At 59.7% G+C, this 14828-nt stretch carries 17 protein-coding genes and 1 other RNA gene; 7 read left to right on the top strand and 11 right to left on the bottom strand.

Annotated features, from left to right (window positions below; all coding sequences use genetic code 11):
- Nucleotides 1–52 precede the first annotated feature (52 nt).
- The gene (locus ACVW0C_RS10245) at nucleotides 53–1159 is read left to right on the top strand and encodes a peptidylprolyl isomerase (protein ID WP_457385269.1); all 1107 of its coding nucleotides are present in this window, start codon (nucleotides 53–55) and stop codon (nucleotides 1157–1159) included.
- Here the strand turns inward: ACVW0C_RS10245 and ACVW0C_RS10240 are convergent.
- The 3 genes from ACVW0C_RS10240 to ACVW0C_RS10230 all read right to left on the bottom strand — a co-directional run bounded on the left by ACVW0C_RS10240 (nucleotide 1143) and on the right by ACVW0C_RS10230 (nucleotide 3710).
- A complete protein-coding gene (locus ACVW0C_RS10240; protein ID WP_457385294.1) occupies nucleotides 1143–2183 on the bottom strand; it encodes a succinate dehydrogenase/fumarate reductase iron-sulfur subunit in 1041 nt (346 codons plus the stop codon). The genes ACVW0C_RS10245 and ACVW0C_RS10240 overlap by 17 nt on opposite strands.
- Before the next feature lie 86 nt (nucleotides 2184–2269).
- Nucleotides 2270–3037, bottom strand: a complete 768-nt coding sequence (locus tag ACVW0C_RS10235; protein ID WP_457385267.1) for an MlaE family lipid ABC transporter permease subunit — start codon at nucleotides 3035–3037, stop codon at nucleotides 2270–2272.
- A 10-nt stretch (nucleotides 3038–3047) separates the two neighbouring features.
- Entirely contained in the window at nucleotides 3048–3710 is a 663-nt protein-coding gene (locus ACVW0C_RS10230; protein WP_414383625.1) for a GerMN domain-containing protein, read from the bottom strand.
- 190 nt (nucleotides 3711–3900) lie between these two features.
- Here ACVW0C_RS10230 and atpD point away from each other — a divergent pair, with 190 nt between their 5' ends.
- Nucleotides 3901–5334: a F0F1 ATP synthase subunit beta gene (gene atpD / locus ACVW0C_RS10225; protein ID WP_414407185.1), complete on the top strand. Its 1434-nt coding sequence runs from the start codon at nucleotides 3901–3903 to the stop codon at nucleotides 5332–5334.
- A 184-nt stretch (nucleotides 5335–5518) separates the two neighbouring features.
- Here atpD and rppA read toward each other — a convergent pair whose 3' ends face one another.
- Complete coding sequence (gene rppA / locus ACVW0C_RS10220) at nucleotides 5519–6220, bottom strand: two-component system response regulator RppA (RefSeq protein ID WP_457385266.1); 702 nt, start codon at nucleotides 6218–6220, stop codon at nucleotides 5519–5521.
- Between the two features lie 28 nt (nucleotides 6221–6248).
- Nucleotides 6249–7238, bottom strand: a complete 990-nt coding sequence (gene rsmI, locus ACVW0C_RS10215; protein WP_457385264.1) for a 16S rRNA (cytidine(1402)-2'-O)-methyltransferase — start codon at nucleotides 7236–7238, stop codon at nucleotides 6249–6251.
- A gap of 206 nt (nucleotides 7239–7444) precedes the next feature.
- Between rsmI and ACVW0C_RS10210 the strand changes: the two genes are divergently transcribed.
- From ACVW0C_RS10210 to ACVW0C_RS10200, 3 genes are all read left to right on the top strand, one after another.
- On the top strand, nucleotides 7445–7900 hold the full coding sequence (locus tag ACVW0C_RS10210) for an Rrf2 family transcriptional regulator (protein ID WP_457385292.1): 456 nt from the start codon (nucleotides 7445–7447) through the stop codon (nucleotides 7898–7900).
- 13 nt (nucleotides 7901–7913) lie between these two features.
- Nucleotides 7914–8918 carry an adenosylcobinamide-phosphate synthase CbiB gene (cbiB, locus tag ACVW0C_RS10205; protein ID WP_457385262.1) on the top strand — a complete coding sequence of 335 codons (1005 nt, stop codon included), beginning with the start codon at nucleotides 7914–7916 and terminating at the stop codon, nucleotides 8916–8918.
- A gap of 324 nt (nucleotides 8919–9242) precedes the next feature.
- The gene (locus ACVW0C_RS10200; protein WP_071818172.1) at nucleotides 9243–9437 is read left to right on the top strand and encodes an IS630 transposase-related protein; all 195 of its coding nucleotides are present in this window, start codon (nucleotides 9243–9245) and stop codon (nucleotides 9435–9437) included.
- A 65-nt stretch (nucleotides 9438–9502) separates the two neighbouring features.
- On the opposite strand, the gene ssrS is transcribed toward ACVW0C_RS10200, so the two are convergent.
- A non-coding RNA gene (gene ssrS / locus ACVW0C_RS10195) (6S RNA) lies at nucleotides 9503–9689 on the bottom strand.
- A gap of 85 nt (nucleotides 9690–9774) precedes the next feature.
- On the opposite strand from ssrS, the gene ACVW0C_RS10190 reads away from it, so the two are divergent.
- The gene (locus ACVW0C_RS10190) at nucleotides 9775–10299 is read left to right on the top strand and encodes a YIP1 family protein (protein WP_457385260.1); all 525 of its coding nucleotides are present in this window, start codon (nucleotides 9775–9777) and stop codon (nucleotides 10297–10299) included.
- Between the two features lie 270 nt (nucleotides 10300–10569).
- Here the strand turns inward: ACVW0C_RS10190 and ACVW0C_RS10185 are convergent, their stop codons facing one another.
- From ACVW0C_RS10185 to ACVW0C_RS10170, 4 genes are all read right to left on the bottom strand, one after another.
- Nucleotides 10570–10797, bottom strand: a complete 228-nt coding sequence (locus tag ACVW0C_RS10185; RefSeq protein WP_011434056.1) for an indolepyruvate ferredoxin oxidoreductase subunit alpha — start codon at nucleotides 10795–10797, stop codon at nucleotides 10570–10572.
- Nucleotides 10798–11185: 388 nt separating this feature from the next.
- Complete coding sequence (gene mreD / locus ACVW0C_RS10180) at nucleotides 11186–11830, bottom strand: rod shape-determining protein MreD (protein WP_414331966.1); 645 nt, start codon at nucleotides 11828–11830, stop codon at nucleotides 11186–11188.
- Nucleotides 11808–12560, bottom strand: coding sequence for a rod shape-determining protein MreC (gene mreC / locus ACVW0C_RS10175; RefSeq protein ID WP_414387913.1), 753 nt, complete (start codon nucleotides 12558–12560; stop codon nucleotides 11808–11810). The genes mreD and mreC overlap by 23 nt, the downstream gene beginning before the upstream one ends.
- A 59-nt stretch (nucleotides 12561–12619) precedes the next feature.
- Complete coding sequence (locus ACVW0C_RS10170; protein WP_011434052.1) at nucleotides 12620–13648, bottom strand: rod shape-determining protein; 1029 nt, start codon at nucleotides 13646–13648, stop codon at nucleotides 12620–12622.
- A gap of 483 nt (nucleotides 13649–14131) precedes the next feature.
- On the opposite strand from ACVW0C_RS10170, the gene ACVW0C_RS10165 reads away from it, so the two are divergent.
- The gene (locus ACVW0C_RS10165) at nucleotides 14132–14518 is read left to right on the top strand and encodes a VOC family protein (RefSeq protein ID WP_457385290.1); all 387 of its coding nucleotides are present in this window, start codon (nucleotides 14132–14134) and stop codon (nucleotides 14516–14518) included.
- Here ACVW0C_RS10165 and ACVW0C_RS10160 read toward each other — a convergent pair.
- On the bottom strand, nucleotides 14515–14754 hold the full coding sequence (locus ACVW0C_RS10160) for a hypothetical protein (protein ID WP_457385258.1): 240 nt from the start codon (nucleotides 14752–14754) through the stop codon (nucleotides 14515–14517). The two genes, ACVW0C_RS10165 and ACVW0C_RS10160, sit on opposite strands and share 4 nt — an antisense overlap.
- Nucleotides 14755–14828 lie beyond the last annotated feature (74 nt).

Raw genomic sequence — 14828 nt, 5'->3', positions numbered from 1 at the left:
GACGGTGGGATGTCACGCTGAGACAGGAGTGGTTTTGCAGTCGGTAGGAACCATGACGCAGCGTGCCCAAGGATTTTGGCAATGGGGATCCCTTTGCCGGATTGGCCTCTACGTAGCTGCTCTGCTCTGCGGGGTGGCGCTCTGGGGGATCCCGGCCTTGGCTCTGCCCCAGGGGGATGCCATTACCGATCCCCGTACCCTCTTGCGGCGGGCGTTGCCTATTCAGGAAACGAAGCTGCTGGAAATTGATGAGGCCATCTCCAAAATCGACACCGACCTGAAGTACAACCGCTGGTCAGCGGTGCGGGGAGATGTGCGCCAGGTGGAGCACCTCTTGGATCGCTATGGAGATTCCCTGCTGGCCAGCTTGCCCCCGGATCGGGTGACCCCAGCCTCTGAACAGATGGCTGCGCTGCGGGAGCAGTTGCGGGTGATCGGCCAAGCCAGCGAGCGCAAATCCAAGGGTAAAGAAGAGGCCCGCGCTGCCTACGACCGCCTGCTGGACAGCCTGGGATCCCTGGAAAACAACTGGGTGGGGGCTTTCCCCTACACAGTGCCTGCTGAGTATGCCGACAAACCTCAGCTCTTGGGGCGGGCAGAGGTGGAGCTAAACACCACCGCTGGGCGCATGGTGATCACCTTAGATGGCTACAGCGCCCCCATCACTGCCGGCAACTTTGCCGACCTGGTGCAGCGGGGCTTCTACGATGGCCTGACCTTTGACCGGGTGGAGACCTTCTTCCTGGCGCAGGCCGGGGATCCCCCTGGCCCTGCCGATGGCTATGTGGATCCGGCCACGGGCAAGGTTCGCACCATCCCCATGGAGATTCGCGCCAAAGGCGAGGTGATGCCCCGCTACGGCCAGACTTTTGATCAGATGGGCCTGTGGGATGTGGAACCGGCTCTGCCCTTTTCCGCCGAAGGGACGGTGGCCATGGCCCGCTATCCCGACGATCCCAACAGCGCCTCTTCTCAGTTCTTCATCTTTATGGCTGAGCCGGATCTCACCCCGGCGGGGTTAAACCTCATGGATGGCCGCTATGCCGTGTTCGGGTACGTTACAGAGGGAACGGAGGTGCTGCGCCACATCAAAGTGGGGGATCGGATTTTGAGTGCCAGATTGATTTCCGGCCAAGACAACCTCAAAACTGGAGCCTAGAGGGGATCCCTTCCTGCCTAACTGTGTCGATAAGCCGCCGTACCGCCGCCGCCCCTGCAGAGGGCTGGAAGCGAAAGGGAAATTTGCCCCTGGCCAACAGGCGCAGACCCAAAGGCACCAAGCTGAGCAGCCCTTTGGGATCCCGGCCCACCACCTGCAGGGCAAAGCGGCGCTCATCTATCCAACCACCGGAGCGCACCAGTTGCACCAGAGTCTTGCGGTGGCGGATGGCTATGGGCAAGGACTCCGTCCGAATAGCGCGAACAGCGTGCTGGCGGGAACGGTCGGTGGGCAGAGCAGCGGTCTTGTCTGCATGGCGGGAGAGGATCCCCTGTTTGAGTTCGGTGATTTGATCCAGAGGTGCCACGCCCATCGGGCAGACGCTGTTGCAGTTCCAGCAGCGGGTACAGCCCCAGACACCAGCCAAGCTATCCAGAGCCTGCAGGCGTTGTTCCCGTTGGCTGTCGCGGCTGTCTTGGACGAGGCGGTTGGCTCTGGCCAGAGCATGGGGGCCGACAAACTCTGGGTTCACCTCTTTGGCATTGCAATCGGAATAGCAGGCTCCGCAGAGAATACAGCCACCGGCAGCGTTGAGATGCTCCCGTTCGGCAGGCAGCTGTAAAAACTCTCGCTCCGGGATGCGTCGCCCTGCCGTGCTGACAAAGGGATCCACCCGGCTGAGATCGTTCCAGAAGGGCTGCATATCCACCACCAGATCCCGCAGAACGGGCAGGTTGCCCAGAGGGCCGATGCGAATGGTCTGTGGCTGGGAGCTGCGGGGATCCAGCTCTTCGCCCACATGTCGGCCACAAGCCAAGGCTGCCCTACCGTTGATGCGCATGGCGCAACTGCCACAGATGGTGTTGCGGCAGTTTTTGCGGAAGGCCAAGCTGCCATCCTGCTCCCACTTGATCTGGTTGAGGCAATCGAGAATGGTGGCGCCAGGGGATGTCTCCAGCCAGAAGGACTGCCAGCGGGGCGGCTCCGGCGGCAACTGTCGGAAAATCTGAAATTCTACTCGCAAAGTGCTCTGCACCGCTGAAGGGAAAGGGGATCCCATCCTAGCTCTCTCCCTATTGCTCCGCAACGCTAACGGGACAGCAGAAGTGGCTACAACGCGCGGCTGAGGGCGCTCCCCGGCCCCTGAAACAACAGCCAAGAAATAAGGAAGTTGGTAACAAACACGCCCAGCAGCGCCGTAACCACTGCATCGGTGGTGGAGCGACCCACCCCCTTGGCTCCCCCGCTGGTGGAAAGGCCCCAGTTGGAGCCGACAATGGCGATCAAAGACCCAAACACCATCGCCTTCAAACAACAGACGAGCAAATCCCAGGAGCTCAGAAGGGTTTGCGCCGAGTTGAGAAACACTGCAGGAGAGATGTTGTAGGCCGAAGCGCAGATGATCATCCCCCCCACCAGCCCCGTCAGCAGGGAGAGGATGGTGAGCACCGGCAGCATCAGCCCCGCAGCCAGCACCCGCGGGATCACCAGATAATCCACCGGATCGGTGCGTAACAACAGCAGAGCGTCGATCTGCTCCGTGACTTTCATGGTGCCCAGCTCGGCGGCAAAGGCGGATCCCACCCGTCCGGCCAAGATCACCGCCGTCACCACCGGCGTCAGCTCGCGGGCAAGGGCAATCGCCAAAACTCCCCCAATTAGGGAGGAAGCGCCAAAGTTGATGAACTCCCGCGCCAACTGGATGGTGAAAACACCGCTGATCACCACCGCCGTAATCAGAACAATCAGCAGCGACTCCAGCCCCACCGCCGCAAGCTGATCCAGGGTGTTGCGACGATGGATACGGCCCCGCATCAGATGCAAAATCACCTGACCGGTCAGGAGAAAACTGCTGCCCACCCGCTGCAACCAGCTCATGGTTTCCGTCTCAAGAAGCCGTTATCGCTAGGCGACGCTTTGGCGACCCCGTTAGGGGGGCGGAGTCCTTCGGGGTTGCCGGCTCCGCTGGCAGCTGAAAGCTGGGCACAAACGAGGCCCGTGTCAGGGGTTGATCCAGGATCAGCCCCTCTCCCCCCAGCACTTCTAGGGCACGGCCTTCCACCGAGATCCACACCCGCGCGCCGGGGTTTTGGCTGGTGGCCGTGTAGAGCACCTGCGCAATCCGGCTCATCATCGCCGTGGATCCCCCCCCTTGCGTGAATTCGGGGGAGAAGTTGAGGAAAATATCGTCGCCCTCCACCCGCACATCCAACACCCGCGTCTGGGGGGGAATGGCCGTGGTGAGGTGGGGATCCCGGGGGCCGGCAATCAGCTCCTCCAAGGCCAGGCGGATGGCTTCTTGAGTGTCAAAGGCGCGAACCCTGCGCTCCTGCTGCACGTAGTCAATAGAGTTGTCAGCACTGGTCAGCCAATACAGGGAAAGGGTTTGCCGGGGCCCGATGCTGTACCACCAAGCTCCCCCCATCACCCCTAACCCCAGCAAAAAGCCGAGGATCCCCAGTTGTAGGGCCCGGCCCCGACGCGGGCGGGAACGCCGTCCTCCCAACCTAACGGAGCTGAGCTGTGCAATACGGCCTCCGTAGTGGCTCATCGCTGGCGATCCCCCTCTCTAACCTAGCTCTAGGGTAGCGAAGAAAAGCCCTCCCTGCCGGGGATCCCCCATAGGCTGGACAGGCAAAAGTGCGGCAGCAACTGGGATCCCTTTATTTGTATGATGATAATGATTTACACCCGGCATTGCTGAGTCGATAACTGAGCACACAAGGAGCTGAGCCTCAATCATGGTTACTGCCACCGCTACTGCCACCAATGTTGGCTACATCACTCAGGTCATTGGGCCTGTGATCGACGCCGAGTTTCCCAGCGGCAAGCTGCCCGAAATCTACAATGCCCTCAAGGTGGAGGGCACAACCGAAAGCGGCCTGAAGGTTAACGTCACCTTTGAGGTGCAGCAGCTTTTGGGGGATAACCGCGTGCGTGCGGTGGCCATGTCCTCGACCGACGGCCTGGTGCGGGGCATGCCGGTGGTGGATACGGGCGCTCCGATTACTGTGCCGGTCGGGCAGCCCACCCTGGGGCGCATTTTCAATGTGCTGGGAGAGCCGGTTGACCAAGGAGAGCCCGTTCAAGCCCAAGAATTTGCCCCCATCCACCGCAGTGCGCCTCCACTTGTCGATTTGACGATTAAGCCAGAGCCCTTTGAAACCGGCATCAAGGTGATTGACCTGCTGGCCCCCTTCAAAAAGGGGGGCAAGGTGGGCCTGTTTGGCGGTGCCGGCGTCGGCAAGACAGTGCTCATCCAGGAGCTGATCCACAACATCGCTGAGGAGCACTCTGGCCTATCGGTGTTTGCCGGCGTGGGAGAGCGCACCCGCGAGGGCAATGACCTCTACAACGAGATGAAAGAATCCGGTGTGCTGGACAAAGTGGCGCTGGTCTATGGCCAGATGAACGAGCCACCGGGTGCCCGCATGCGGGTTGGCCTGACTGCCCTGACCATGGCAGAGTACTTCCGCGACGTTAACAAGCAGGACGTGCTGCTGTTCATCGACAATATCTTCCGCTTTGTGCAGGCCGGGTCGGAAGTGTCGGCGCTGTTGGGCCGCATGCCCTCGGCGGTGGGTTACCAGCCCACCTTGGCTACCGAAATGGGCAACCTGCAAGAGCGCATCACCTCTACCAAGCAGGGATCCATCACCTCGGTGCAGGCGGTGTATGTGCCTGCTGACGACTTGACGGATCCGGCCCCAGCCACCACCTTTGCCCACCTTGACTCCACGGTGGTATTGTCCCGCAGCTTGGCAGCCAAGGGTATTTATCCGGCGGTGGATCCCCTGGATTCCTCTTCCACCATCCTGCAGGCGGACATTGTGGGCGAAGAGCACTACAACACCGCCCGGGCAGTGAAGCAAACGCTGCAGCGCTACAAAGAGCTGCAAGATATCATCGCCATCCTGGGGCTGGACGAGCTGTCGGAAGAGGACAAGCTGGTGGTGGCCCGCGCCCGCCGCATCGAGCGTTTCCTGTCCCAGCCGTTCTTCGTGGCGGAGGTGTTCACCGGCTCCCCCGGCAAGTACGTGAAACTGGCAGACACCATCAAGGGCTTCCAGCGCATTTTGTCGGGAGAACTGGACGATCTGCCGGAGCAAGCCTTCTACTTGGTGGGCACCATCGAAGAGGCCATCGAGAAAGCGGAGAAGCTCAAGTCCAAGTGAGCCCTCACCCCCAGCCCCTTTCCCACAGGAGGAGAGGGGAGTTGCCGATAGCGCGGCGACTGGGCTCCCCAGGGTTGAAGGGAGGAACGCCCTGGTGGCATTGCTGACTGAAAGCGCTCCCCAGACCCGGCAGGGCTCCTTCTTTTCGGGGGAGCCTTGGTTTTATCTACAGGTGGGACGGCTGCTAGGGATCCCCGGCGACAGGCCCGAAGCGATAGCCCTTGCCGTAGACGGCGTGGATCAATTCTGCTGCTCCGGGCAACCTGAGGCGGCGCCGCAGCAGGCGCACCTGAGCTGCCAAGACATTGCTGCTGGGGGGATCCTCTCCGGCCCACACCTGCTCGTAGATCTGGTCGTGGGTGAGCAACTGGCCGGGGTGGGTCATGAAGTACTCCAGCAGGCGAAACTCTTTTTGGGAGAGGTGGATCATCCGCCCCTGCCGGTAGGCCACCTGGTTCTCCCGATCCAGCTCCAAATCCCCGACCTGCAGGCGAGGGATCCCTTCTCCAGGGCCGGTGGCCCGCCGCAGGAGGGCTCGCACCCGCGCCAGCAGTTCCCGCAGCTCAAACGGCTTCACCAAGTAATCATCTGCCCCGGCATCCAGCCCTTCCACCCGGTCGTCTAGGGTATCTTTGGCCGTCAGAAACAGGATAGGGGTGGTGCAATCCACCTGCCGTACCCGCTGGCAGAGGGAAAGCCCAGAGAGCTCCGGCAACATCCAATCCAAGACCAGCAGATCGTAGGGCAGAGCGGGGGACTTTTGCAGCAGCTCCCAGGCCCGCCCTCCTGTGTAGGCGACGTCCACCGTGTAGCCCTCTCGCCTCAATTGCTGGGCCAGAGAATCGGCCAACTCCACTTCATCGTCCACCAACAAAATCCGTGCCATAGGACTCCGTCCCGCTAACGCGAACACCTCAGGACTCGGTCTCGCTGTTGTCTTGGAAACAATGTGGAGCGCTGACGTACTCAGAAAAGGACTCCGTCCCGCCAGAACTGGAGAGCGGCTCAAGCTGCAAGGATAGATCGTAAAGGCGGCGCCGCGTCCAGATGGGGGATCCCTGCAGACGCTGGGCCAACTGGCGGCTGGCTGCAGACCGGGACAGGCCTTCGGCCAGCAATCGGGCCATTTCTTGACGAATTTCCGCTTCCGATTCACTGTCTCCCCGCCCATTCAAGGACTCCGTCCCGCCTCTGGCAGGGTTAGGGCTGGGAACGGCACCCACATATCCCTCAAGCAAGAGGGTGAACTCCCCCCGCGGCGGCTGGGCGGCGCAGTGCTCCAGAGCTGCTGCCAGGGATCCCCGCCAGAAGGACTCATACAGCTTGGTCAGCTCCCGCGCCAGCACGATCTGCCGCTCTGGGCCGCAGTGATCCAGCAGATCCTGCAGAGTTTGGCGCAGGCGATGGGGAGCTTCATAGAGAACGACGGTGCGCTCTTCTTGGGCCAACTGTTGCAGGCGGGCCTGTCGCTGACTGGGTTTAAGCGGCAAAAATCCCTCGAACACGAATCGTCCTGTAGGCAGGCCCGAAGCGGTCAAGGCGGCAACAGCAGCTACCGGCCCCGGCACAGGGATCACCGGGATCCCGGCCTGAATGCAGGCGCGCACCAACTCTTCTCCCGGATCGGAGATGGCAGGAGTGCCGGCATCGCTGATCAGGGCCACCGACTGGCCCGCCGACAGATACTTCAGGAGTTGCGGGATCCGTTGGGCAGCGTTGTGCTCGTGATAGCTGATGAGGCGGGCGGAGATTTGAAAATGTTTAAGAAGCTGGCCGGAGTGGCGAGTATCTTCTGCTGCCACCCAATCCACCTCGCGCAGAACCCGCAGCGCCCGCAGGGTGATGTCTTCGCGGTTGCCGATGGGGGTAGCCACCAAATAAAGGCTGGCGGTGGGGTGTTCCATCCCGAGCTCCAAGGCTGAGCTGCCGATAACCAGACAATAGCCAATTAGAGCAATTAGAGATCGCCTCGGATCCCCAGATTAACCTCTCTTGGCCGGTGCCCCGATACCCAAGCATCTGCCTTTCGCGGTAGCGGGACGGAGTCCTTTCGCGGTAGCGGGACGGAGTCCTATGGCAGGATCGAGAAGTGCTGCGGAGAGGGATCCCGGTGCGCTTGACAACGCGGGCCACCTATAGCATCAAAGCTTTGTTGGATCTGGCGATGCTCGGCTCCGGGCAAATGGCTTCGGTGCGGGCCATTGCTCAGCGACAGGGGATCCCAGCTCCCTACCTGGAAAAGTTGCTGATTGAGTTGCGCCAGGCTGGCTTGGTTTGTTCCCAACGGGGGGCCCAGGGAGGCTACCGGCTGGCACGGGCACCGCGGCGGATCCCGATCAGCGCCATTTTGGCGGCAGTGGGAGAATCCCTGCATCCTCTTGTGGAGAGTTCTGACGCCACAGCCGTGCATCCGGCGGAGCGGCTGGACTGGGTGACGGAAGCCCTGTGGAAGCGGATCGCTCGGCAAGTGCAGCAGGTGCTGGAGGAAACCACCTTGGAAGATCTGTATTTTGATGTTCGTAGCTGGCAGGCGGCTCAGGATCAGGAGAGTGGATTTGTGGTTTGAGCCTGCTGGCGGGATGGAGTCATCGCTGTTTTTCCCGGCCCAACCAACTGCCGGGGTGGTGCTGGCGGCAGCTTTGGTACTGGATTACCTGCTGGCGGATCCCTGGGGTTGGCCTCATCCGGTGCGGGTGATGGGGGCTGTAATTGCCTGGGGACAAGGCTATATCCTCAAGCACTGCTCAACTCCGCGAGCACAACGGTGGGGCGGGGCAGTGCTCACCCTGGCTCTGGTGGGGGGATCCTACGGCGTGGGCTGGGGACTGGTCGCCATCGGCAATGCCATCCATCCCTGGGCAGGGATCCTCGTGCAGGTGATCCTGATGGCCAGCTGTCTGGGAGGGCGCAGCCTGCGCTTTGCCGCCTTGGAGGTGTTGGATCCCTTGGAAAAAGAGGATCTGCCGGAGGCCCGTCAACGTCTCAGCCGCTACGTGGGGCGGGATACAGAGCACCTGACGGAGCCGGAGATTTTGCGGGCGCTGATTGAGACGGTGGCCGAAAATACTCCCGACGGAGCAACTGCCCCTCTGTTCTACGCCTTCTTGGGAGGGGCGCCCTTGGCCCTAGCCTACAAGGCCAGCAGCACGCTGGATTCGATGGTGGGCTACCGCCACCCCCCTTTCACTCATTTGGGCACAGTGCCGGCCCGCTGTGAGGATGGGCTGACTTGGCTGCCCTGCCGCCTGACGGTGCTCACCCTGGCCCTGCTCAGCCGGGATCCTTGGGGGTTCTGGCAGCGGTGTCGTCAGGACGCGCAAGCGGATCCCAGCCCCAATTCGGGGTGGAGCGAGGCGGCTTTTGCCTGGCGGCTGCAGATCCAACTGGGGGGAACCAATTTCTATCAGGGGATCCCGAAGGTGAAACCCAAATTGGGGATCCCAGCTCGCCCCTTGACCCCGCAAGTGGTGCGGGAAAGCTTGGGACTGCTGCGACAGGTTGTATGGATTTGGGGGAGTTTGATGGTGGGAGCAACTCTCCTGTTGACCGTTCTGCAACTCATGGTCGTTTATTTCACCCCCTAGGATGAACTAAACAACCGGTTGCTTCCTGCTTCTACGACCCTTACCTAGCTGAGCTTTTGACTCAACCCCGGCAGAGGAATCTCCACAGGCGCAACTTCCCCCAGAACTTGAGGTAGAGTTAGCAAAGCTAACTAGATCGGCGGCAACAAAAACCGTAGCTGCTGTCAACCTGCCGTGAACCTAGAACCGCTGAAATAAACGATGATAAAAACAGCAGCTGCTACAGATATCAAGCACAGGGCGGTGGGGCATCCCGTCCTTTTCGCGTCAGCGGGACGGAGTCCTTGAAGCTCGCACTCTCTCGCTTTAGCGGCGCGGAGCGCTTTGCGTCAGCATGAGTGCGGGAGTTATGTCACTTGTGCAACCGTTTATCGCTGGCTGAGCCGAGCAGACCTCACGACAACAAAAGTCAAGACCCGCAAGCGAAAGACAGACTTGGCTGCCCTGCAGCAAGACGTAGACCAGTGCCCAGAAGCTCGACTAAAGGATGGAGCCCAGCGCCAGAGCAATACCCATTAACTGCAGCATTGACAATATCCGACAATATCCAAACAACAAAAAGGCCCCCTTTCGAGGGCTCTTTTGAGGATACTGTTGCGCCGTTTTACCGTGGTTTTCGACCTGGAAAATCCAGTGTAGGATACCGGGGATGATTGTCGATAGTTTCCAAATCAAGTTTGGCCTACTGCTCTCACATCCACTTCCCATCCTAATTGTCGAAGGGTATAGATCGCAAAAACATAACGGCAGTCACCAACGCCGCAGAATCCTCTCCCAATCATACCCCATTTTTGGGATGTGCCTGTCAAGTGCTCATAAGGGCTAGGATGAAAGATAGCTTGACTTGTTGCCGGCCATGCTCGGTTCCTGGTTAGACAACATCTACGGCGCTTGGTTTCTGCCGGAGCGCACCTTTCGGGCGTTGCGGGAACAGCCTGTTCTCTGGCAAGCCTTTGGGGTGGTGGGGCTGCTCAACGTCCTGGATGCGATTCGCCGCTCTGGGGTAAGCCTGCCGAGCATGGTGCTGGCGGTGCTGATGGGATCCCTGGGCTGGGTGGGTTTGGCGGCTTTGTTGCAATTGCTGGCCTTTTGTTTGGGTCGGGCTGTCCCTTCCTTTTCAGCGCTGCTGTGCTTGACGGGGTTTGCCGGTTTGCCGTGGCTGCTGCTGGGGCCTGCTCAATCGTTGGGTGGGGTGGTGGGATCCCTGCTGGGCTTGTCAGCTCTGCTGTGGTTTGTGGTTTGGCAGGTGCGGGCAGTAGCTGTAGCGCTGGATTTGGAGTGGTGGCGGCTGCTGGGCCTGATCCCATTGGCTTTCCTGGGGGGGATCTTGGCCCTGAGCTGGCTGACCAGCGGCGTCGTTGCTCTGGCTTCCTTGCGCTAAAGCTTATAGTTGTTTCAGGCTAAGGTGAAACGCCTAGGCTACTGATCGCGCCAGCGGGACGGAGTCCTTGAAAAGCCTTCCGGTTCTGCGTATTGTTGCTCCGCAACGCTATTGCTATGCCTACGGCACCCTGACGGGAACCGCAACGCTGACACGACGACGCGAAGACGCGACTAACGTTCTAGGTGTGGGTGCAGCGTCCTGGTTGGAATTGAAATGATTGTAATTCTCGTTGAATCCCGGCGTGTGGCCAGGGATGCTTCCCTGGAATTAGCGGGGCACTCGCTGCAGATGCGGCTTTTCCTCCGGCAGAATAGCGCCCTCTACGGGGCAAACCTGTAAACAGATGCCACAGTCGATGCAGGTGGAAAACTCAATCCAAAAGTAGTCGGTGCCTTTGGCATTTTTGGTATCGCCGGGGTGGATGCAGGCAACAGGGCAAGCCTCTACACAGTCGGCCACACCTTCACAGATATCGGTGACAATTGTATGCGGCATGGATCCCTCCCAATGATTGCTCTAAGTCAAATTCTAAGTGCAGTTGCCACAAGGTCAGCCTTGACGTCGCCTGCGCTTCCTATGCTTTTGACTTTTTGATTGAGATGCGCGACATTAGCCCAAAGCTGTCTGAAAAAGATGGGGCTTATATCCCAGTCCTGGGGTTCATTTTAGGCCAAAATTGCTCCCCCCCGACGAGAAGTTTTCCAGATCGTCGCTTTTTCTGACCAGCGCAGCGCCAATGCAAAAGAAGTAGAATGCCGGAGCGAGCCGGCAAATGGGCTCCCACCGCCTCGAGAGTTCTCTCTTGCCAAAAATGGCAAGGGACATACTCTGCTGTGACCTGGGTTTTAACCGAAAGATAGGATGATTTGGCATAAAACAGGGGCTAAATCTCTCTGGGATCCCGCTCTTGAGATTGCCACCAACGGCTGAGGGGCCAATACAAAGCGGGTGCCCAGAGGCTACTTAAAATAGCAGACGTGAGGGCATTGCGTTGATGGTTCCACCAGATGCTCTCCAGAGAACGGGGGCCATCGCCACCAATGTTGCCGAAAAACCGAAGGGAGTTCTCCAATCCATCCAGCAAGGTTTGCGTTCCTGCTGGATCCAGGTCATCGGATCCCTGCGAGGCCACGAGCCACATCCATTGCAGTGCCATCAAGGTTTCGGCGATCACCACCATACCAAAAACGATCAAGGCCACCGAGATAAAGTCTTCTTGCATGTAGCGTTGTTTTTGCAACTTGGCGGTGAGGATCCCAACTACAGCCAGCCCCAGCGCATGGGTAGGACAAGGGCTGGTCAGCGCATCTTGCAGAAAACCCAGGGTGACCCCGGCAACAGCCCCCTGCCAAGCTTTGCGCCGCACACTCCAGCACACCACCCAGATCAAGGGCCAATCTGGGGTTAAGCCTGCTAGCTCCAAGCCCGGCCCTCGCCACCAAGGGGCCACTGCTGCCAGCAATCCCGACAGGACAGTCACCAGCCAGTTAAGGTGAGACTTAAGCTTAGGAATCAGAGGGTTGAGCATAGCGGTAGATCAAGGCCCATTCCAAGAGACCCAGCGGCGCCGACAGTTCGACAGTGGCTTGAGGGGCAGGGCTGGCATCCAAGTTGACCGCTCGAACCGTTCCCACCACAACCCCGGCTGGGTAAAAGCTGCTCAGGCCCGAGGTCACCACCACATCCCCCACCTCTACTTTGGGGGCCTTGTCGAAAAAATCCAAAATGGCACTCTGGGTGCCCGTACCCCTCAGGATGCCCATGTGTCGGCTGCGACTCAGCATTACCCCGACACGGCTGGTGGGATCGCTGATCAGGAGCACTCGGCTGGTGTTGGGCGTGACCGACTCGACTCGCCCGATCAACCCTCCCGGCGCCATGACTACATCTCCCACCCTGACTCCATGCCGGCTGCCGCGGCTGAGGGTGAGCTGTTGCCACCAGTGATCGGCGCTGCGACCCACCACGGCTGCTGGGATCCCCGCTTGGGGCATTTGCTCGGTAAATTGCAGCAGTCGCTTCAGCTCGCGGTTTTGGTACTGCAACTCGGCTACCAGGGCTTGCAGCTCACGGTTAGCGGCCTGGCTGAGCACCGCAGCAGGATCCACAGGCGGACGGGCTGGAGCAGTGATCCAACTGTACAATTCCACCAACAGGGATCCCTGGGTTTGGCGCAAGCCCAGCGCTGCCCCCATCGCCAAAGCAGACAGGAGCAACCCCAGGCTATGGCGCCTCCACCATTGGCGTAGCCAATTCAAGCAATACCTCTCCAACCCACTCGACTCACACCTTAGATCAGGGATGGGAAGAAACTCCTCTAGCCCTTGAAGCTGCCGCTCAACACTCGACCTAGGGTTTTGAAATCCTCCAAAACTCGCCCTGTACCGAGCACCACACAACTGAGGGGATCCGGGGCAATGTGAACCAAGATCCCGGTTTCATGGCTGATCAGGGCATCTAGACCCTTGAGCAAGGCTCCTCCCCCGGCCAGCATGATGCCTCGGTCGATGATGTCGGCAGCCAATTCCGGTGGAGTGCGCTCCAGGGTGCGCTTAATGGCTTCCACAATCACCGAGAGGGGCTCGGCCATGCTCTCGCGAATTTCGGTGCTCTTCACCGTGACGGTACGGGGTAAACCCGAGAGCAGGTGTAACCCGCGCACTTCCATGGTCAGTTCCTCTTGAATTGGGTAGGCGGAGCCAATCCGAATCTTGATCTCTTCAGCGGTGCGCTCCCCGATGGTGAGGTTGTGAACCTTTTTCATGTACTGGGCGATGGCCTCGCTCAGCTCATCTCCCGCTACCCGCACCGACTCGCTCAGCACGATCCCCTGCAAACTGAGGACGGCTACCTCAGTGGTGCCGCCGCCAATGTCGATGATCATGTTCCCAGTGGGCTCTTGCACCGGCAGCCCGGCCCCGATTGCTGCTGCCACCGGCTCATCCACCAAATACACCTCCCGCGACCCAGCTTGGAGAGCGGCTTCCATCACCGCCCGTCGCTCCACCCCGGTCACACCGCTGGGGATCCCAATCACAATGCGGGGAGCAATCAGGTACCGGCCCTCGTGTACGCGGTGGATGAAGTGTTTTAGCATCATCTCCGCCGTGTCGAAATCGGCAATCACCCCATCTCGCAGAGGACGCACCGCTACAATGTTGCCGGGGGTACGGCCCAACATTTTTTTGGCATCTTCCCCCACAGCCAGGGGTTGCTTGGTGTTTTGGTCGATGGCGACCACAGAGGGCTCTTGCAGGACAATGCCTCGCCCGGCCACGTAGACCAGCGTGTTGGCAGTGCCCAAATCAATGCCCATATCACGGGAAAATCGGCTGAAGAACCCCACGGTAAGTCGCTCCAGTCTTGACTTGGGAAGAAGCAGCAAGCTTTGGTACCTACTATAGTCTAGTTCTGCAAGAGAATCTCCCCCGAAGATCGGGAATCTGCTCCAGAGAAACCGGCTGTAGCTGTATCCCAGCCAGCTGTGGAAGATCGAATTCGCCGCTAAGGTGCAATCCTGTTGTGATTCGGGATCCCTCGTGCCTAAGGTTGCCATTGCTCCAGCCGGCTATCCGGCCATCGCCCCCTATTCTCCCGGCGTGAAGGTGGGCAAAATACCCTCTACATCTCGGGCACATTGGCCCTGGATCCGGAGGGCAAGACGGTGGATCCGACATCGCCACCCAGACTCGCGTGGTGTTGGAGCTGAGTGACATCCTCCCGACGCTCACCCTGCGGGTACAGCGCGGGGCTTCTCGGCAGTTTAGCTAAGATAGACCAACCCGGTCTTTTGGCGGTTGCGATGCAGCTCTCTGGTGCCTTGGTTAGCGTGGCTACCCTGGACTTGCCTCGTCTACAACGCTTCTATCGGGATCTCTTGGGGATCTCTCCCCAAGTCCAGCTCCCGACAGAGGGGGATCCGGTGTACGTAGAGTTTCGTCTGCCAGGGTTGCGGCTGGGCCTCTATCGCAGCCATCATCTCGATGGTGGTGCCCAAGCCGCAGCGGTGAGCCTCTGCCTGCAGGTGCAAGATTTACAGGGATCCCTGACAACACTGGAGGGGTTGGCGGGAGCTTATCAGATCTCCATTTCCCCTCTGCGACAAGCCTTTCACGGACAGGAGGTGGATTTTCGGGATCCCGATGGCAACCGGATTGTGCTGCACCAGCCCTCTGCTGCTTTTGAGGAAGCGACGGCCTGGGATCCCCAGGGTTAGATTCGCCAGAGATAGATGGTGTAGGTGTTGATAACATCCGATACGGTGGTGGTGGCGGTGGGGAGCCAATCTCCCATGTCGAAGGAGTGGGTGACCAGACGAGCGCCGGGCCGAAGCTGGGAGCGCAGCTTGTCTCGGATCAGCAGGTGGGAGCGGGGCAGCAAATAGCAGCTCACCACCGTCGCCGGGGTTAAGTCCAGAGTGAGCAGATCCTGCTGGAGCATGACTCTAGTCAATAATAAGCTCAACTATACTGAAAATAATGTATAATATGTTCAGTACGGATTACTACCAGTTGATCTTTCTGTTT

The sequence above is a fragment of the Thermostichus sp. OS-CIW-26 genome (assembly GCF_054058395.1).
This window is presented reverse-complemented; position numbering and strand designations above follow the sequence as displayed.